At 40.4% G+C, this 19,336-nt stretch carries 15 protein-coding genes; 4 read left to right on the forward strand and 11 right to left on the reverse strand.

The features are described from left to right. Positions 1-90 precede the first annotated feature (90 nt). Positions 91-2,550 (reverse strand): glycoside hydrolase family 95 protein, encoded by a 2,460-nt coding sequence (locus QWZ08_RS06065; RefSeq protein WP_290336361.1) that lies wholly within the window; start codon positions 2,548-2,550, stop codon positions 91-93. A gap of 496 nt (positions 2,551-3,046) precedes the next feature. Here QWZ08_RS06065 and QWZ08_RS06070 point away from each other — a divergent pair, with 496 nt between their 5' ends. After that, positions 3,047-3,733, forward strand: a complete 687-nt coding sequence (locus QWZ08_RS06070; RefSeq protein ID WP_290336362.1) for an NUDIX hydrolase — start codon at positions 3,047-3,049, stop codon at positions 3,731-3,733. A 136-nt stretch (positions 3,734-3,869) separates the two neighbouring features. On the opposite strand, the gene QWZ08_RS06075 is transcribed toward QWZ08_RS06070, so the two are convergent. Then, a complete protein-coding gene (locus tag QWZ08_RS06075) occupies positions 3,870-4,451 on the reverse strand; it encodes a DUF6580 family putative transport protein (protein ID WP_290336363.1) in 582 nt (193 codons plus the stop codon). Positions 4,452-4,547: 96 nt separating this feature from the next. Here QWZ08_RS06075 and QWZ08_RS06080 point away from each other — a divergent pair, with 96 nt between their 5' ends. Beyond that, positions 4,548-4,904: a YraN family protein gene (locus QWZ08_RS06080; protein WP_290336364.1), complete on the forward strand. Its 357-nt coding sequence runs from the start codon at positions 4,548-4,550 to the stop codon at positions 4,902-4,904. Here QWZ08_RS06080 and QWZ08_RS06085 read toward each other — a convergent pair. Continuing rightward, on the reverse strand, positions 4,882-5,409 hold the full coding sequence (locus QWZ08_RS06085; protein ID WP_290336365.1) for a YkgJ family cysteine cluster protein: 528 nt from the start codon (positions 5,407-5,409) through the stop codon (positions 4,882-4,884). The genes QWZ08_RS06080 and QWZ08_RS06085 overlap by 23 nt on opposite strands. A gap of 75 nt (positions 5,410-5,484) precedes the next feature. On the opposite strand from QWZ08_RS06085, the gene xerD reads away from it, so the two are divergent. Further along, on the forward strand, positions 5,485-6,405 hold the full coding sequence (xerD, locus tag QWZ08_RS06090; RefSeq protein ID WP_290336366.1) for a site-specific tyrosine recombinase XerD: 921 nt from the start codon (positions 5,485-5,487) through the stop codon (positions 6,403-6,405). A gap of 202 nt (positions 6,406-6,607) precedes the next feature. On the opposite strand, the gene QWZ08_RS06095 is transcribed toward xerD, so the two are convergent. From QWZ08_RS06095 to QWZ08_RS06115, 5 genes are all read right to left on the reverse strand, one after another. Further along, positions 6,608-8,221, reverse strand: coding sequence for an OmpA family protein (locus tag QWZ08_RS06095; RefSeq protein WP_290336367.1), 1,614 nt, complete (start codon positions 8,219-8,221; stop codon positions 6,608-6,610). Positions 8,222-8,444: 223 nt separating this feature from the next. Next, positions 8,445-9,716: a DUF3570 domain-containing protein gene (locus tag QWZ08_RS06100; protein ID WP_290336368.1), complete on the reverse strand. Its 1,272-nt coding sequence runs from the start codon at positions 9,714-9,716 to the stop codon at positions 8,445-8,447. A gap of 27 nt (positions 9,717-9,743) precedes the next feature. Beyond that, positions 9,744-9,968, reverse strand: coding sequence for a DUF4266 domain-containing protein (locus QWZ08_RS06105; RefSeq protein WP_290336369.1), 225 nt, complete (start codon positions 9,966-9,968; stop codon positions 9,744-9,746). 9 nt (positions 9,969-9,977) lie between these two features. Next, a complete protein-coding gene (locus QWZ08_RS06110; RefSeq protein WP_290336370.1) occupies positions 9,978-10,910 on the reverse strand; it encodes an FAD:protein FMN transferase in 933 nt (310 codons plus the stop codon). A 4-nt stretch (positions 10,911-10,914) separates the two neighbouring features. Further along, positions 10,915-11,358, reverse strand: a complete 444-nt coding sequence (locus tag QWZ08_RS06115) for a thioredoxin family protein (RefSeq protein WP_290336371.1) — start codon at positions 11,356-11,358, stop codon at positions 10,915-10,917. Positions 11,359-11,932: 574 nt separating this feature from the next. On the opposite strand from QWZ08_RS06115, the gene QWZ08_RS06120 reads away from it, so the two are divergent. Next, positions 11,933-12,757: a phosphatidylinositol-specific phospholipase C/glycerophosphodiester phosphodiesterase family protein gene (locus QWZ08_RS06120; RefSeq protein WP_290336372.1), complete on the forward strand. Its 825-nt coding sequence runs from the start codon at positions 11,933-11,935 to the stop codon at positions 12,755-12,757. 123 nt (positions 12,758-12,880) lie between these two features. Here the strand turns inward: QWZ08_RS06120 and QWZ08_RS06125 are convergent, their stop codons facing one another. From QWZ08_RS06125 to QWZ08_RS06135, 3 genes are all read right to left on the reverse strand, one after another. After that, entirely contained in the window at positions 12,881-15,250 is a 2,370-nt protein-coding gene (locus tag QWZ08_RS06125) for a hypothetical protein (protein ID WP_290336373.1), read from the reverse strand. Between the two features lie 67 nt (positions 15,251-15,317). Continuing rightward, positions 15,318-16,463, reverse strand: coding sequence for a DUF4249 domain-containing protein (locus QWZ08_RS06130; RefSeq protein ID WP_290336374.1), 1,146 nt, complete (start codon positions 16,461-16,463; stop codon positions 15,318-15,320). A 110-nt stretch (positions 16,464-16,573) separates the two neighbouring features. After that, positions 16,574-19,336, reverse strand: a complete 2,763-nt coding sequence (locus QWZ08_RS06135) for a TonB-dependent receptor (RefSeq protein ID WP_290336376.1) — start codon at positions 19,334-19,336, stop codon at positions 16,574-16,576.

Consider the following 19,336-nt stretch of genomic DNA (forward strand, 5'->3'; position numbering starts at 1 on the left):
GCATTCGTTTTTATGTAATCAGGCATGTTTTTAAAGAAGCTATTATTTATATTTTCAGCGTTTTTAAACACTGAGGGTCTGTTCCAAATTTTATTTTGCCAGCAAGGTGTACACCTGTCCGGCGGTGGTTGGTAAATCATACTCAAAAGTTATGGCTAAAGCTGGTGGCGTGATAATTGCTTTTCCTGCGACCACCGGATCAGGTATTTTTTCTGTTTGGTAGAAAGTATTTGGATTTTCACCAATGGCTTTCTTCAATATCACTCCATGCGCTGTCATTGTGTTTGGCAAGCGCAAACGAAGATTACCTCCCAGCGTTGATTTGATGATTGCTTTTACTAATTTGCCATCTTTCCATTTCATGTCAACCAATTCAAATCCTCCTCTTGCCTTCAAGCCACTAATACTTCCACCTGCCAGCCAAACATCCGGTAATGCGGGCAGAAGACTTAACAGTCCATCATCACTTTGCATCAGCATTTCTGTGATCCCCGACGTGCATCCAAAATTCCCATCAATTTGAAAAGGCGGATGAGCATCAAATAAATTATTGTAAGTGCCACCACCACCTTCATTGGTACCCACTGGTGTAAGTTGGCTTTGTATCAGTTTATAGGCATGATTGCCGTCCAGCATTTTTGCCCACCAGTTTACTTTCCAACCCATGCTCCAGCCGGTGGAGACATCTCCACGCTGCAGCAAGGTATTTTTTGCGGCGCTGTATAGTGATGGTGTGCGGTAAGGTGAAATTTGGTTAGATGGAAACAAGCCGTATAAGTGTGAAATATGCCGGTGATGATCCTTTGGATCATCAATGTCGTCTAACCATTCCTGCAGTTGCCCAAACTGACCTATGTGCATCGGCGATAAACGACTTCTTTTTTGGACGAGCGTATCCATCAAAGCTTTGTCTTTCTTTAAAATACCTGCGGCTTTAATGGTGTTACTAAAAACATCAAAAATTAGTTGATTGGTCATGGTAACGCCGGCATCCAGCGATGAACCCTGGTGGGCGGCCGGTGCATTTTCCGGCGACATGTCGGGACAAATTACCAGCCACCTATACCGGGGATGTTCTATTAAAAAATCAGCGTAAAAAAGTGCAGCCTCTTTCATTACCGGATAAACATCAACCAAAAATTTTTTATCACCGGTGTACAGATAATGATCCCATAAATGCATAACACCCCATCCGCCGCCATTGATCCATGCACCCCAAAAAGCGCCATCCACAGCTCCTGTGGCCCGCCATATGTCTGTGTTGTGGTGCGCCATCCAGCCTCTTGTGCCGTACATGTCCCGGGCAGTTTGTTTTCCTGTAACAGCCATTTCCTTTACCATCTGCATAAATGGCCCGTGCAATGCTGAAAGATTTGTTTTTTCTGCAGGCCAGTAATTCATTTCTGCATTGATGTTGATGGTGTATTTGCTATCCCACGGCGGATAAACTTTATTATTCCAAATGCCCTGCAGGTTGGCAGGCTGGCCGCCGGGTTGCGAAGAAGAAATCAACAGATACCGGCCATATTGATAGTAGAGTGTTACCAACTCTGGATCATTGGTTTTATTGAAATTTTTTAACCGCTCATTTGTTGGAAGCTTTGCGGGCTCCGTGTTTCCTAAATTCAGTTTTACCCGGTTAAAATAGTTTTGATAGGCAGCAATGTGTTGTCGTAAAATTTGAGCGAATGATTTGGTAACTGCTTTTGCAAGATATCTCCGGGCCCTGGGGTCTTCGTCACTATTCAGCGTATGATAATCGACAAAATTGGTCGCAATTGAAATATACACTGTTACAGCATCCGCATTTTTTATAATCACAGCAGTATCCGTAGCAGTGATGCTTCCTCCTTTCGTTTTAAACTGTACCAGGCCTTTATAATGTATACTACCCTTCACCCCTTCATGATCAATACCGGTACCTGAAAAAGTTAACAGTGATTGCCCGGCGGTTTTAGTAATAGTATTTGGCAGCGGTGTTGAATAAAAAGAAGTAAATGAAATACTGTTAGGTTTATCTGCCGTTAATTCTATTGCAATTACCTGGTCAGTAAAAGACGCAACTGCTTTCCTTGTATAGGTAACACCTCCGGCTTTATACGTGGTGGTAGCAACAGCTTTCTCAATATCCAGCTCCCTGGTATAATTTGTATAATTGTCAACCCCATCAAATACCAGGTGTAATTCACCAGCAGGTAAATACATTTGGCCCTGGGATTTTTTGCTGATGATAACCCGGTTAGCCAATTGTTCCGCATCTTTTTGTTTACCTGCAAATATCAGTTGCCGGATTTCGGTTAACGAATCCAGCGCTAACGGATTGTCATTCCGGTTCGGGCTTCCACTCCACAAGGTGTGTTCGTTTAACTGGACTGTTTCGGTATCCACATTTCCATAAACCATAGCGCCCAACCTGCCATTGCCGATGGGTAGAGCGTTTTCCCAGGTTTTACCCGAAGGAGTATTATACCACAATTTCAATGCAGGCTTTTGCTGGGCAGAACAAAAACTACCGGCACAGAGTATTAAAAGAAACAGACTTTTATTCATTCATATACTATTTGAAACAGTGTTATTAAAAGTATGTTTGACATTTATTTTAAAAGTCAAATTTTTTTCCTCTTTTTGACAGGATGCCTAAGTCACCTGATTATAAATTTTACTGGTGTTGCTTAGGAAACACGTACAACAAAAAATATGAAAATCATGTGCCGGCGGGGCAATTATTTATCATGTATCAGCGCTTGGATTTAATGTTATCAACACAGCCGCCATGTTATTATTGGCAATCGTCTTTTTAATTTTTATGGCAATAGGTTACTACAGTTTTATTAACTTATAGTAATTTAGACTACAAGTTATTTTAAATTTTTAATCTGCTAAAATTTATTTTTTCCACACCGGTTGTTGAAATGCAGAGCAATCCTGTCAAATAACTGGTGCGTGTGGTTTGCGTGTTGCACACAAATCCTCTTCGCAGGCAGGAAGAGGTTTATAAAAATTGTACTTTGCAAGAACTTTTTTTTACCAATTAAAAATTGACAAGTTGAAATTATCTGATGAAATTATTGATGCACTGTCTATCGATTGCGTTGTCTTCGGATTTAAAGACTCATCACTTTCAGTCCTATTGGTAAAGCATGGAGAGGGCATCACCAAAGGTCAATGGGCCTTGCCTGGTGGGTGGATAAAATACAACGAAAGCCTTGATAAGGCAGCTTACAGAATATTAACTTCACAAACAGCAGTTCAAAATATCTACCTGGAACAATTCCATATTTTTGGCGAAGTCAATCGTTTTCCGGTTAAACGCGTGATTACAGTTTGCTATTATGCTTTGGTAAACATTGAAAAATTTGAATTGCATGCGGGCCCGACTGTATCGGATGTAGTTTGGTTTAATGTAAACAAAGTGCCAAAAATGAGTTTTGATCACAATACAATTTTTACAAAGTGCTTTTCTCATCTGCAACACAAAGTGCAACATGAACCAATAGGATTTAACCTGCTGCCCAAAAAATTCACGTTGCTGCAATTGCAGGAATTATATGAAGCCATACTGGAAAAAAAACTGGATAAGCCCAATTTCAGAAGAAAAATGATTAAGATGAACCTGCTGGTTTCTTCAAGTGAAAAACAAAAGGATGTTTCGCACAGAGCTGCAAAATTATTCAGGTTTGATAAGAAGGTATATGACCGGCTGATTGAAAAGGGCTTTTCATTTGAAATTTAACCTGCTTTGTATTTGAGTTTAATCCATACAATTGCGAAGTTTAAACGGTTCGCCATTTTCATTAACCTGATCCCCCGCAAAAAATGCTGCCATCACTTCAGGTGATGGCAGCATGCAATGATTTTGCAACAACAGTTTATGAACTGACCGGTACCGGCTTTTGTACAACATATTTGTTAATCAAAAAATAACCGCCAAACAGCAGGGCGCTAAATATTATTGTAGCATACAAACTGCCGCGGTAAAACGGCGTTGCTTCTGCATAACAATGCAGCAACCCAGCCATTGTTTTGGGATAAGGCTGATTGGCAATATCAAGACCGCCACCGATCCAAACTGCAAAGTTGCTTAAGATGAAATACATGGTAGTACCAGCAAAAGCACCAGTTAAAATTTGAACCGGTTTTGTTTGCTGAATGGCAAATCCAATAACAGTTAATCCAATAAACAAAATATAATTGACTGCCTGTCCGCTGTAAAAACCAGGCGTAGCCGAAATGTGGAATTTAAACAACACTTCATACAGAATATCTGACACCAGCATGGAAAAAAGTGGTAACAGAAATGAATACTTTTTATCCTTCACAATACTGCCAGCAAACAATGCCATGGCTATTTGCGGTGCAAAACCAAGTGGTCTTCCAGGCAAAATCCTGTATAAGGAAGCCATTAATACCAGCAACACAAAACTGATTACAATTGACGGGTCTTTTTTCATGTACATTTTTTAACAACCACAAAAATAAGTAATAATATCAGCAAGGCAATATTTTGGAAAAACCTTTTGCCTGCGACAGATAAATTATATTTGAATATGGCAAAGCATAACCATACCGGGCTTGCGGGCGAAACGCTGGGCGCCGCTTATTTACAGAACGCAGGTTACCTTGTACTGGAAAAAAACTGGCGTCATAGCCACTGGGAGGTTGATATAATAGCTTCCAAAACGGATACTCTTCATTTTATTGAAATTAAAACGCGGCGCACCAAAAAATTCGGGTTGCCCGAAGAAAAAGTAGGCAGAAAGAAAATAGAAAACCTGATCAATGCGGCGGAACAATACCTGTACCTGCAACCCCAATGGAAACGCATTCAATTCGACATCCTATCCATCCTGATATTAAACAATGAGCCGGCAGAGTATTTTTTTATTGAGGATGTTTACCTGTAGGAAAGCCGTTCTTCGCAAGCGCCTGCATCGTTTCTACCCATTTAAAAGTAGCCGGACAATACTGTATATTTTGACGGTGCACATGTAAATAACTGGTCACTCTTTTTTTGGTAAGATGTGGAAAGCCTGCACAGTCGGCGGGACGCACCGGGTAGATGGAACATTTATAATCGCTCATATTAAAAAACTGGCAGGGTTGCTTCTTATTCTGCCAGTCCTTGTCTTTTTTATCAAACAACAGCCATTTTTCTTTAAAGGCAGCAGGTGTCATTTCCAGGTGGGCCGATATTCTTTTAACATCTGAAGGCGTAAAAGTAGGTGTCATTTTTTTACAGCAGTTACCGCAACTCAGGCAGTCTATTTGCTGCCACACTTCCTTATCTGCGTAATCTGCCATTGCATGCAAACTTTTGGGAGGCTTGTTTTCAAGCCTGGTTAAAAACGAACGCATTGATTTTTTATAGGCCAATACCTTTTTGCGGAAGCTGCGAAGATTTACTGTCATTATTGATTTAATATTGCTGTAGTAAAAACGAAATTAGGGAAACAATTTAAAAATCCACCTTCCAAAAAATCAACATTGTCTGACAACAAAACTACGATGTGGCAGTCGTATAAAAGAGGCTTTAAAGCGTACCTGCAATTAGAAAAATCGCTGAGCGATCACTCGGTGGAGGCCTACCTGCACGATATTGAAAAACTCACTACCTGGTTATCCGTTACCGGATATTTGCTGTCTCCCGATCAGGTCACATTGAAAGACCTTGAACAATTCGTCCGCTGGATCAGTGAACTGGGTATGACGGCCGGTTCGCAAGCCAGGATCGTTTCCGGACTGAAAAGTTTTTTTAAATATTGCCTGATGGAACAGATCATTACCGTTGATCCATCCTATTTACTGGAGTCTCCTAAGCTAAAAAGAACCCTGCCGGATATATTGAGTTTTGAAGAGATTGAAAACATTATTGGTCAGCTGGATTTAAGCAAACCCGAAGGTGGCCGTAACAAGGCAATACTTGAAACCCTTTACAGCTGTGGATTGCGTGTTAGTGAACTGGTTAACTTACGCATCAGCTGCCTTTACCTGGATGTGGGTTTTATACGGGTGATTGGAAAAGGAGATAAAGAACGATTGGTGCCAATAGGAAGTGATGCCATAAAATACATCAATATTTACCGCAATGATATCCGGGTACACATTGCTGTTAAACCGGGTAATGATGACATTTTATTTTTAAACCGCAGGGGCTCGAAGCTCAGCCGGGTAATGATTTTTTTGATTATAAAAGAACTGACCAAACAGGCGGGTATTACAAAAACAATTTCACCACATACCTTCCGCCATTCATTTGCCACGCATCTTGTAGAAGGCGGTGCCGACCTTCGCGCCGTACAGGAAATGCTGGGCCATGAGAGCATCACCACCACAGAAATTTATACGCATCTCGACAGGGAATTTTTACGGACCACATTGCAACAGTTTCATCCGGCGTTTAAATAAGTTATAAGTTTTAAGTTGTAGGTTATAAGTTCAAGTTCACTGATTCCAGGTGTCTGCTTTTTGGCTGCTGCCTTATGCCTTTGCCTTCTGCCTTTACTTTAAGCGTTCAGCGTTCTGCTTTTTGCTTTTTGCTTTTTGCTTTTTGCTTTTTGCTTTTTGCTTTTTGCTTTTTGCTTTACGCCTTCGGCTTTCTGCCTTCAGCTTAATTTTTCAAAATGGTAAACTCTACTCTCCTGTTCAGCTGCCTGTTTTCGTCTGTATCATTTGGCACCACTGGTTTTGATTCACCGTAACCATGCGACACAATCCTTGTTGGGGAAATACCCTTGGATAAAATATAATCCATTGCTGATTTCGCCCTGTTATCACTCAGTTTAAAATTATATTCATCGCTGCCTCGACTGTCCGTATGTGCGCTCATTTCAATTTCAACAGCCGGGTTGTCTTCCATCATTTTTACTACCCTGTCCAGTTCAACAAAAGATTCAGGCCGTAAAAACCATTTATCAAAATCAAAATAAACATTGTTTAGTCTTACAACAGCACCCACTTCAATTGGTACCAGGTACAAATCTTTATGAATTTCTTTGTAGCCTTGTTTTACGAGCGAATCCAGGTTAAAATTTTCTGAGATAGCAAAAAAGTGATCAGCCTGTGCCCGGATTAAATAATTTTTATCGTAAGGCAATACCATTTTAAAAGCGCCATCGGCCGCATTGCTTATACCATTGCCTGCAACTGTACCATCCGGCAAGGTTTCATACACCAGCGAAGCACTCAACGGTTTGCCTGTTTTTTTGTTATATACGTTTCCACTAACCAATATCACCGGATCAGGTTTTTCTCTTTCCAGCAATTTTATTCTTACAATATCACTTTCGCCATAACTATGTAAATCGGTACTCATGTAGGCATATTCTCCACCGGCATCCATGGTAAAAAAAGTATCCATATCATCGGTGTTAATCGGGCTGCCAAGGTTTACAGGGTCGCTCCATTTTTGCCAGCTGTCATCCAGCCGTTTACTCATCCAGATATCCATATACCCCAATCCTCCCGGACGGTTGCTGCTGAAATATAACGTTACGCCATCCGGCGCGAGGTAAGGAGTGGTTTGATTAAACTTTTTCATGTTGATCTTCCTGCCCAGGTTTTTGGGCTCCGACCAGGTGCTGTCTTTTAGTAAAAAACTTACATAGATCTCATTATTTAATCCGCCACTTTCTTCCGTCATGTAAAACAGCAAGGTGCGACCGTTGTTACCCATTACCGCACCGTTTTGCCGGCCGCGGTCGTATTTTGCATAGTTCCTGATACGCAGCATTTCCGGCTTGCTCCAGTATCCTTCTTTTGTTAAATAACACATGCTTACGCCATTGCCAAAATAGTCGCCGTTGATAAAAGCGTTGCGTATCAAAATCTGGTTGTTGTCGGGAGAAATCCAAAAAACCGCATTGTAATAATAGCTGTTCAGCGGATAACCCAGGTGTACTGCCGGGCTCCATTTGCCCATGCTATCCTTTTCAGAAAACCATATATCTTGGGAATTGCGGACTTCATTGAACTTGGTATTTTGCGGATGATTCTGGCAGATAAAAAAAAGCAGGTTACCATCAGCAGAAATCGTGGGCCTTAACTCTGGTAAGTCGGTATTGATATTGGTACCAAGGTTTTCAATTTTAATGACTGTTTCGGGGGTTATCACAAGGTCTTTCTGCTCTTTCAGCACGCCCAGTGAATCACTGTATACCGCAGGCTGAGCTGCAACAGAGAGCATACAATACATCACCATTAATGAGAGTATCAATTTTTTCACGGTACCGGATTTGTTTGAGAACGAAAAAACCGGGTTTATATTTTGAACAGCCCGGATTTTTACAAAGCCTCTACTGGTACTGTGTAAAAATTCAAAGTTTCATACAAAAAATTAATCAATTATGTCTTATGTGTAATACATGTATAAACAACAAAGAGCCACCTGTTACGATGGCTCTTTGCTGTTTTATCTTTTAAAAATGTGCTTGGTTAAACGTTCAGAATCAGTGTTTAAATTGAAAATTAAATGAAATAATATTTGAATTTAAATCCGTTGTTTGAGTATAGTGTCCGTATCTTATTTCCAGTGAACTCAATGCCGATTTCCATAAACCACCCGGTGGCGCAATGTGTAATCCTACACCGTAATAGGCACTGTTAAAGGCAGAATAAGCATAGTTACTGGTGTAGTAAGTATCACTTGTTGCATGCTTTTGATAGGGAGCAAAGTATGTTGAAGCGGTTTGCGTATAATACCTGTAAAACGGCGACACAGAAAAGAAAGGCGATATTTTAACCGGTATTTCCAGGCTTGCGGTATGTGCTTTAATGCCCCAGTCGTCTGTAAAATAACGATAGTAAGATCTGATAATTACTTTATCACCGGCAAAATAATTTAACCTGAAACCAATAGGCAACTTGTACCGTTGAACAGGTAAATTTTCAGCATGCACTGTTCCGTCAGACAGATATACCCTGTGGAATGGCAGCGACAAATAACCGTTCTGTCCTACTACATCCATCAGCAATGCCGCCTGCATATTTTTATTGATCACCTGTGTATAGGCCAGCGACCCCGTGTAGGTATACCTTGGTGAAGAAGGAATCGCTGCCCTGCCACCTTCTTCGTCATAAGAGCCGCCACCGCCACCGCTTGCCGATGTAACAGTTGTTACCACAGTTGTAGTTGCAGGAATTAATTCAGAAGGATAGATCAGTTTAACCTTGTCAAAATAAGCACTTGCCTTTCCGCTCAGTTCGCCTCCTTTGCCTATTTTGCGGGAGTAACTTGCATCCAGTGCAAAAGAATGATAATTATATTCAGCCGAGTAATAAGCTCCAAAACCAAATGTGCTACCCTTTTTATTTTCTACTGAAAAATCGATTGAAGGATACACTCTTGATCCGCCGGTTTTTGATGCACCGGTTTTATTTACGTAAGCAGATGAGGCAGAACTATGATGATCAAATCCCAAACCGGTTGTAAGTGTATACTTATGTCCTTCCACATCAGCGCCTGTAAACTTTAACTCAAGACCGTTGGAAAGATCGGTTACCTTTTCCGTACCGATGCCGCCAGTTACCGCACTGTGATTTCCATTCTGATTATAATAACTGGAAACTATGTTTGTTTCTTCCAGGTGAAGCGGTTTATCTACATATTCCACTGTTTCTTCTTTAGCCGCGTGAGCAGCCGTATCTTTTGTTACCGCCTGGCTAAACGCATTTAGTAATAGCAGGTAGAGGCCTATTACAGTTAAGCATACTTTTTTCATGAATTGTCTGTTGGTTCTTTGATTAAATTAATTGCATCCGCATCCACCGCCGGTTTTACCACCATTGGCTCCGGATGCTGCTTCGCGGTAGGATTGAAAGTTCTGTTCTGTTTTTTCAATCTTCCTGGCGGACAATCCCATTTCGGCGTCATTTAATTTATTTTTCTGGTATTCCTTTACAGTCGTACAGGAAGTTGCTCCTGCTATAAATAAGACTGCCAGCGCAATACAGGTTATGGACTTTTTTTTCATGGTGATTTGTTAATGAATATGAATGTTTGCTGAAGTATATACTTTATCGTGATCGTCTACAATAATTGCTTCTATATCTTTTATCTGGTTGATCATTCCCAGGCCTGCTTTAATGCCCATAATGGTCACGGGTGTCGCCATGGCATCTGCTATCTCTGCGTTTTTTGTAATAATCGTTACACTTTTTATTCCCGTAACAGGCAGACCGGTTCTTGGATTGATGGTGTGCGAATATTTTTTACCATCCACCACAATGTACTTTTCATAATTGCCGGAAGTAGCTACTGCAAGACCCGTTATTTTTATAAATGAAAATACCTGGCCCGAATTATTGGGATCTGCAATACCAATCGTCCATTCTTCCCCATCCGGCTGTAATCCCCATGCGGTAAGGTCTCCCGAAGCATTTACAATACCACTTTCCACACCTTGTTGCACCATCACCTTTTTTGCCATTTCCGCCGCATACCCTTTTCCTATACCTCCAAAACCAATTCTTGTTCCCTTCTCTTTTAAAAAAACTGTTCCTGCTTCTTTATCTAAAATGATATTTCGGTAGTTGATCAGCTTTACCATTTTCCTTGCTGTTTCTTTATCAGGCAAGGCGTTCATTGTGGTATCGAAATTCCACAAACTCTTATCTATAGATCCATAGGTAATGTCAAATGCACCCTGTGTCAGGCCGGATATTTTCAACGATCTTTCAATTAACTGAAAAGTTTCTTCGCTAACCTTAACCGGTTCCAGGCCTGCGTTACGGTTAATCAAATTGGTTTCACTACCCTCATCAAAAGTGGTTAATAATTTCTCTATCCTCTTTATTTCAGCAATGCCGGCATCAATTCTTTGAATGGCCCAGTCTTCGTTAACTGCTACCACGCTTAGCTCAAACTGGTTGCCCATTAATTTGGCACGAACTTTAAAAACCTGTTTTGGATGCATGAAATTATTTGTCCTGGTCTATTGCAAACTGCACTTCTTCTGTAAATTCTTCCGGTGTAGCGCTTGGCAAGCCTTCCCATTGTTTTACAATTTTTCCGTTTTCATTTAACAATAAGGTGAGCGGAAAATTTCCTTTGGAATTATATTGATCGGCCAATGCATCATTTATTTTTTGCTGCTCCTTCGATAATTGATTTTTTTTCATTCTGGGGAAATCTGCATTCACCAATACGAGATTGCCTGTTGCGAATTTCTGAAAGGCATCACTCCCTAAAATTTCTTTGTGCAGTCTTATGCAGGGACCGCACCAGTCTGATCCCGAGAAATTAAGTAGAATATGTTTGTGTTCTTTTTTTGCAGTTGCCTTTGCTTCATCCAAATTGTAATGCCAATTGATGAATGACATGGAGGTAATTGCTACTGCCAGCAACAAGACTGCTTTTTTCATAAATAATTATTTGTACTAAAAGTGTCGAAAAACAAGCGCTCAAATTTTTTCCTCGCTTTCCAAACAAAAACCATTTTAAAAAGTAAATTTAATTTTAATACCTGTTAAGAACAGGTTAATCCAATTTTATTAGGTATGATGACAAGGCTAAGGAGATGGTTGGGTAAAGGTGCATTTATTTTTATGCCTGGCGGTTTACATGGTAGTCAAATCACTATATTTTGCGGACACACTAACCGGATAAAATTTTAGTCTTTATCTTTTGCAATAAAAACAGCTACAACAAAGCGGCAATGCTGCCCGGCTAAAAGAAGTTGTTAAATAAATGTGAACAAGTTGGCTGCAATAAAAACGCTTCACAGGCCGTTATCATTTTACTCGCAGCCCACGTGCAGTAACGATTGTACTTGTGTAAAAGTTTCTTTAAAATTTTTTCGTATCAACAATTAATTAACGGCAGGTATATCCGCCATTATTTAATTGCCCGGTTTAAGTTATTTGATTGTTATCAGTCAATTAACTGGCGCAGGTATTCTGTGATAAATTTATGTTTGCTAAAAAATATGTCCCTTACATGATCAACCGAAAGTTTTGCCCATTGCTGGTTATCCTCTTTTTTTTATTATCAGCAGCCGATGTCCGTTCTCAAAATATGATTCTTCCCAACGCTTATGCGCACAATGACTATTGGCATAGAAGGCCGCTGCTGGATGCGCTGGACAATGGTTTCACCTATGTGGAAGCGGATGTGTATTTAAAGAATGGCAAATTGATAGTGACCCATATTCTGCCCTATTTTAAAAATAAAAGAACGCTGGAAGAATTGTACTTTAAACCGCTGTTAAACTATGTAAATACAAATGCCCAAAATGCGAACCCTGTCAATTGCCCGCTTACGTTAATGATTGACATCAAAACGGACGCCGATAGGACTTATAAAGTACTTGCCCAACTGCTGCAAAAATACAAGTCCATTTTATCTGGTTACAAAAACGGCGAACTTATCATGCGGAATGTATCTGTTGTATTGACAGGGCATAAACCATATAATTTGCTTTCGGGCGAAGAAGAACGACTGGCTTTTTTAGATGAAGATCTTACACGTGCCGGACAAGATTCTACAAACAATATGTATACAGTCGCGAGTTGCAAATACTCAAGCCTTGTAAAATGGAAAGGCAAAGGCAAGATTTCCGAAAACGATATACAGCGTCTGGAATACTTTGTTTTGCAGGCGCATAAAAACGGCAGAAAGGTTCGTTTGTGGGGTTCGCCTGATAAAGTAAAAGTGTGGAGCGAATTGCTGAAATGTAATGTGGACCTGATTAATACCGACCGGATAAATGCACTGCGTGCTTTTTTAACCGGTGAAATGTCGGCGGTAGCAAAAAAATCATAGCTAATAATTTCCTTTTTTTATAACAATAGTATATTCCAAATCCAGCTAATTATTTTGTTATACGGCTATTAAAAATGGACCTTTCATTTTTGTGTTGGATTTGTTGCAACCTAAACCATCCGACTAGTTTACGTCAAAATAAATAGTTTGCTCTCCCGGCCTTCCATCGTTGCTTAACCCTTCTATCACGATGGCATATTTTCCCTTCACATCGGAAGTGTAAAAAGTTGTTTGCAATTTTCCTTTCGAGTCTGTCTTTAGTTCCGGGCTCCAAAGCAACAGGCTTCTGAAATCCGGCATCCGGCTTTGCTGCTGCGCAGAAGTTGCATAGACCGGAGAATAAAATTCGCGTTGCAGTTGTAGTCCTTCATAATTGATGATGGTAGCCCTTGGATCAATTTCGAATCCATCCAGGTCACCCTTGTAAGTGGTAAGATTGATGATGCCGGTAAAAGAATTATCTCTCAAAAAATATTTACTGGTCAACACATCCAGCTTCCTTATTTTAAGCGGATCATAACTCATTATTTTATCAATATTGAACACCGGTAACCCATCCAGCAGCACAAGTGGCTGGGTTAAAAAATATGCCTGGCCTCCTGTATTCATAACAGGCAGACTAAATTTACCGCCAGGTTTTCTAACATTCACTTCTAAAACATATTCCCTGAAAACCTCTTCCAGTGTGGTAAAACGCACATAATTATCCAACAGGTAAGATGCATTGGGCCTGGAGTAAAAAGCAGTTGTATCCGGCAATTTTGCTGAAGAACGATTTAACTGATTATACACATACGCATTTTGAACCTGTGTCGAAATATATCTTTTTAAAACAGCGTCGTTGCGGTCCATATGTGACAAGTCAGCAAGTTTTTTTCCGGAATACGTATCTATAAATGGCGTATCTATTTCAAAGCGGTAGCCACTGTCTTTTTCATTATTGGTCTGAACAATAATGTCGCCATCACTATACAAATTTTTCATGTCGAATTTGATGTTGCCAATTGAATCCGTTATCGCCGTTTGAAATTGTGTTATCAAACCAGGCACCGTTAAATAGGCTGCAATTTCTTTTACCGGCAAGCCGGCACGTGAGGGTACAATTTTGCCGGTAACAATGTGTCCATATACTTCCGGTAAAAATTGAAATAACTGTTTTTTATTCTCTGCCAGTTGATTCCATTTAAATTTTCTCCAGCCCTGGGTTAGCATTAAATTATCTGCTGCAACAATATCTTCATTGTCAGAAAAATAGTACCCGGGCGACTCTATCGTACCTGCAACATCGGCGCTGAGCAACAGGTAATTGGATATGCTGCACTCGTCGGTAGTTATCAGCGAATCTATCTTATATACAGCCATTGACATGTTGGCCGAGACAGCCTCGCCGCTTTCTTTGGCAGAGCTAACGCCAACCCTTATTCTTTTTCGTATGCCGGCGGATGCCTGGTCGGTTGATGCCGTAATCTGTATTTTTTGAAGTGGTTTTTTAAAATACAGCCGCTCACAAACCGGCTGCTGTGCACTATTGAAAACAGTCAGCTGAGATATGCCATCACCCAGCACTGAGTCGGGAATAGAAAAATCGGTTTCACCTTTTTCAAGAATGCTGCTCAGCATTTTTTTTACAGCATAGCGGGTATGAACAAAAAGAAAAACCGGGTAACCATTGGCTGGCTCAGTTGTTTGCACCTTAATTTGTATCTCCCCGTGCGCAGCCCTTTCCAGCCGCATGTTATAGCCTGTTTCTTTGGTCACAGGCAACATAACAATTTGTTGCTGACCATCAGGCAATTTAATCAGGGCCTTGTATTGCGTACCTGTCCAGGGAGTAAAAATAAAACTGCCCATACCAAATCTGGCTGGTTTAAAATGAGCAATGGTATCCCCCTGGTTGGTAAGCAGCAAGCCTTCAAAAGGTACGCCTTTACCAAAGCGATTGTTTACTTTAAATCCAACCTTACTTTCCAGTCCGTTAACAAGATATCCGCCTTCCGGAAAAAAGCCAACGTCATACAATTCCCTACCAGAATATTTACTTTCTTCTGCACTCTTCTGAGGGTTGATGATAGAAACTGTTTTTTCAAAGAAACAATCAGCCCCGTAATTTTTCATCCAGTTGGTATAAGCTCTTATTTTATAATTACCTGTCAGCATAGTAGCAGGAAGATAAAGCGAGCCATCGCCAAACCCTTTTTCAAGCGCTATTTTTGCCTGGAGAACAGGCCGGTTATTTTTATCCAGCATTTCAACGTATGCCACCTTGCTTAATCCGGCCGGCTGGTGGTTATAGCCATCCACATTGTACATTTTAAACCAGCAGATTTCACCAGTCAGGTAAGCAGCTTTATCAGTATGCACATATATTTTTTCCTGGAAATTATTTTGCTGCCACGAATTAAACCGGCTTTCAATCCATTGAGTTGGCGGAGCCTGGGAGCTTGCTGCCGCAGATAGCAGGGCACCGCAAATAAAAAGAAATAATTGCCGCATAAAATAGCAATTTCCCAATTTTAAAACCCGTGAAGAAAAAACAGGTAACATCATAACAGTCGGTGGTTTAAGGCCAGTAATCAGGTTTTATGTTGGTGCCGGTTAAAGTGCAGTCAACGCAATGCGGAGCAGCTACTTTAAATTTCGCTATTTCGCCAAACGGAGTCATTAGTGTCGGATACATAGGTAAGGTACCCCTGGCGTTCATTTGAATCGAATCAGGATTATTTACTACTTCAAAAGCAACACATCCTGCATTGTAATTCCAGTTGGGCAACTCTGCATTTTTGATAAATATTCTTTTTTCCGTCGGCCTGCTAATGTTGAAAAAGCCTATGGCAGGTAATGATGGATTGCTTATACAATGAATATTTCCATTTAATTCAGAAGGCTGCGCATCAAAAACAGAACCCACGGATTCAGTATTTTTTTTCATCCGCTCCAGGAATTGATACCCCTCCCTGCTCCAGGCATATTGCCTTACCAACACCGAGTACAGCACGCTCATTTTCTGCGAACCGGTGGCAACCTCCGTAAAAGGTAAATGAATTACATCTTGCGTCAGCTTTGCTGAAGACCCCAGCAGTATATTGCTGGACGCCTCAGATTGCCAGCAAATACTGATCTCGGGGTCACTGGCATCCCGGTAAGCTACCGTAACAAGCGTACTACCATTTGGGCCGGAAGGCGGGTCCCATTTTAAAGAGGCTGAAAAAGCAGAGTGAAATTCCCAAGTTTCTTTAAATTCCCACTGATAGTAGCGGGTGTTATTATTATCATCATGCGTGTCAACAAACAGTTTTACACCATTCTCATCTCTTTCCCACTGAATATTATCTATTAACGGGTTGTACCTTGGTCTCACAAAATCTGACTGGTAAGTTTCGCTGTTTTGAGTATTAATTTTCAGCCGGTAGCCTGTTGAAGTGTTCAAATTGAGGTTGCCGGAATACATACCAATACCGTTTTCATACAGGGGATAACTGTTGCCTGCGCTATCTTCCAGCAAAACAACTGCTCCTTGCTCCATAAGTTTGCTGGTATCTTTCAAACCAGCTGTACGGGATAAACGAATATTAGTTTGTCCTCCGTCTCCATCAACAACACCTTCAATTACAAGGTAGCCCGTAGCAACCTTTGGTGCCGGCGAATCAAATTTTTCCTTACATCCCGCAACAAATACAACAATTAGTAACAGCAGTATTTTATTCATTTAAAAAAGTTTATTCCAACAAATTATTTGATAGCCCGGTAAATTTTATAGTATTACTATAGACTTTCATTTTCAAAAATTAACAGGCCTGCGCAGGCACAGCCCTTCAACTAAAACCTGATATTAAAATTTATAAATGGTATGGCGCTTCCAAAAATGGAAAGTTTATAACCATTGACTGCCCCATTTTCAGATACATAATACACAGAATATGGATTTTTTCTGCCGGTTAAATTATACACACCCAACGTCCAGGAATTGTGCGTTACCTGGTGCACTTTATGGTTGCCATCAATGTTCATTGAAAAATCTGCACGGAAGTAATCAGGTATCCTGAACTCGTTGCGGTCGGCATACAAAGTGCGGTTGGAGCCTGCAAAATAAAACACACCTACTGGCAATGTAATAGGCCTTCCGGTACTATAAGTTGCATTCAGCGAAAGGCTGAAACGATGATTGACACGGTAATTGCCAATTAAAGTAACATCATGCGGCTTATCATAATTGGCCGGGTAAAAGTTGCCCTTATTAATTAATTCACCGGCCGCAAGGTCATCTTGTTTTAATAATACCCTCGACCAGGTATAACTGAACCAGCCGTTTATTTTACCGGTTAATTTTTTAACCAAAAATTCCACGCCGTAGGCCTTTCCCTTTGTACCAATTACATCTGTTTCCAGGTGATGATTCAGCACCAGGTTAGCCCCGCTTTTATAATCCAGGTAATTGCTTATTTTTTTATAGTACACTTCCAGCGAAGTTTCGATGGTATTGGCTTTTGAGTTTTTATACAGGCCAAAAGAAAGCTGGCCTCCCTGCTGTGGCCTGATAGAGACGTCACTCAATTTCCAGATATCGGTTGGCGCCATCGATGCCGTGTTTGACAGCATATGAATATATTGCCGCTGGGTATTGAATGCAGCCTTTAAAGAAAAGCTAGGTGTAAAAGCATATCGTGCAGACAAACGGTATTCAGGGGCTGCATAAGTTTTAATGATCTTGCCTTTATCATAAAACTTACTGCCTGTTTGGTTGTCTGTTGTTACGGGCAGCCCTTCAGCATAAGTGTTAACTGTTTTAGGTCCTAAAAACTGGTAAAAAGAAAATCTTATTCCGCCTTCAAGAGTAAATGCATTGGTGATATTGTATTTGTCATTCAGATAAATTGCACTCTCCAATGCTTTTTCCTTTTCTACCTGGTCAGGTGAAACAAGAGAATTTTTTCCATCGGGGTTAAAGTATCCCGGGTTCAATTTGTAATAAATTGAATTGAATCCAAAGTCAATGGTATGGCGGTTATCAAGGTAATAGTTAAAATGTGTTTTAAAGTACGTTTGATGAATATCAAAGCCCATTTTATAAGCGCTTAAAGGCAATATATTGCTGCCGATATTATAGGTATACTCATCAGTTCCGCCTGTTATAACACTATTCAATTTATTGTTAAACACGTGTTTCCATTTCACGGAAAAATTTTGGTTTTTATAGCCGTAAGTGGTATCGCTGTTTAAGTTAAAACGGTCTTTGCTGTAGTAGCCGGTAAAATAAAGTGTATTTTTTTTATCAAGTTCATGCGTTATCGAAAGATTCAAATCATAAAAACCCGCTTTACTGTTTTTATACTGATCAGGTAACAGGTTTAGTAACCAGTTAGCGTAGGTGGACCTGGCTCCGAGGATAAATGAAGTCTTATCTTTTATCAACGGTCCTTCTAAATTTAAACGACTGGTGAGCAAGCCAATACCTGCGCTTCCGGTTAATTGTTTTTTATTTCCTTCCCTTCCGTTTATATTTAATACAGATGATAGCCTTCCTCCATACCTGGCGGGAATACTGCTTTTGTACAGCTCCACATCCTTTACCACTTCAGGATTGAAGGCCGAAAACATACCAAAAAAATGGGACGGATTGTAAATGGTAGCATCATTGAATAATATAAGATTCTGATCTGTTGAACCTCCTCTTACATTTAAACCTGTACTGGCTTCCCCCACAGTTTTAACGCCGGGCAATGTTGTTACCACCCGTAGTATATCCGCTTCTCCAAAAATTACAGGAACCTGCTTGATAGTTTTTATATCAATTTTCTGTAAGCCCATCTGAACGCTTCTTACATTGTTTAATTTTTGAGAAGAGATAACAACATTTTTAATGGTTAAGATGGTACTCTGCATGTCAATATTCAGTTTGCCATCGTTGTATAAATGTACCTGGCGCCTGGTATCCTTCATCCCAAGACTTTGTATATTGATCACATGCCTGCCCCTGGGTAATGAAAACGAAAAGTAACCGTACTGATCCGTTACAAGTGACGGACCGGTTTGATCTGCCTGTAAATATGCTCCCACCACAGGTTCGCCTGTTTTTGCATCGGTTATAGTACCAGCGATGATTGCATTAGGTGCAGCTGTAGGTGCAAGCTTATCACCTATATCGTACACTTTATTTTCCAGCGTTGTTTTAATGTTATCCTTATCCCTTTTTTGCAAACCATTCAAGTCCACTCTTCCGCCATTTTTTTCATCTGTATTGAAAGGTGCAAATGCGGTTTCGATATTTTTATCTTTTAATATAAATGCATACCCCTCTTCAGTAATTGTATAGCGAAGGCCTGTATTAACGAAAGCCTGGTCCAGTACCTTTAACAATGGCTGCTGTTGAACGTGCAATGTGATTGTAATGCTGTCTGCCTGGGTTGTATCATAATAAAAATGCAATGGCGTTTGAGTTTCAATTGCAAGCACGAATTGCTCCAACGATGCGCTATCCAGGTTTACCGTTACATCAGGATATGTTTTTTTTTGAGCGAGGGTTTGTACGCAGCTAAAAAAAACGAACAGTAGTGTTAAAATAATTGATCCCTTTTTTTTCAT

The sequence above is a fragment of the Ferruginibacter paludis genome, from assembly GCF_030409685.1.
GTDB lineage: Bacteria > Bacteroidota > Bacteroidia > Chitinophagales > Chitinophagaceae > Ferruginibacter > Ferruginibacter paludis.

Bases quoted from the DNA above. Each gene is read 5' to 3' on its own strand.
- QWZ08_RS06065 (WP_290336361.1), bottom strand. From the start codon at position 2,550: ATGAATAAAAGTCTGTTTCTTTTAATACTCTGTGCCGGTAGTTTTTGT.
- QWZ08_RS06075 (WP_290336363.1), bottom strand. From the start codon at position 4,451: ATGAAAAAAGACCCGTCAATTGTAATCAGTTTTGTGTTGCTGGTATTA.
- QWZ08_RS06080 (WP_290336364.1), top strand. From the start codon at position 4,548: ATGGCAAAGCATAACCATACCGGGCTTGCGGGCGAAACGCTGGGCGCC.
- QWZ08_RS06085 (WP_290336365.1), bottom strand. From the start codon at position 5,409: ATGACAGTAAATCTTCGCAGCTTCCGCAAAAAGGTATTGGCCTATAAA.
- QWZ08_RS06100 (WP_290336368.1), bottom strand. From the start codon at position 9,716: ATGAAAAAAGTATGCTTAACTGTAATAGGCCTCTACCTGCTATTACTA.
- QWZ08_RS06105 (WP_290336369.1), bottom strand. From the start codon at position 9,968: ATGAAAAAAAAGTCCATAACCTGTATTGCGCTGGCAGTCTTATTTATA.
- QWZ08_RS06110 (WP_290336370.1), bottom strand. From the start codon at position 10,910: ATGCATCCAAAACAGGTTTTTAAAGTTCGTGCCAAATTAATGGGCAAC.
- QWZ08_RS06115 (WP_290336371.1), bottom strand. From the start codon at position 11,358: ATGAAAAAAGCAGTCTTGTTGCTGGCAGTAGCAATTACCTCCATGTCA.
- QWZ08_RS06120 (WP_290336372.1), top strand. From the start codon at position 11,933: ATGATCAACCGAAAGTTTTGCCCATTGCTGGTTATCCTCTTTTTTTTA.
- QWZ08_RS06125 (WP_290336373.1), bottom strand. From the start codon at position 15,250: ATGCGGCAATTATTTCTTTTTATTTGCGGTGCCCTGCTATCTGCGGCA.
- QWZ08_RS06130 (WP_290336374.1), bottom strand. From the start codon at position 16,463: ATGAATAAAATACTGCTGTTACTAATTGTTGTATTTGTTGCGGGATGT.
- QWZ08_RS06135 (WP_290336376.1), bottom strand. From the start codon at position 19,336: ATGAAAAAAAAGGGATCAATTATTTTAACACTACTGTTCGTTTTTTTT.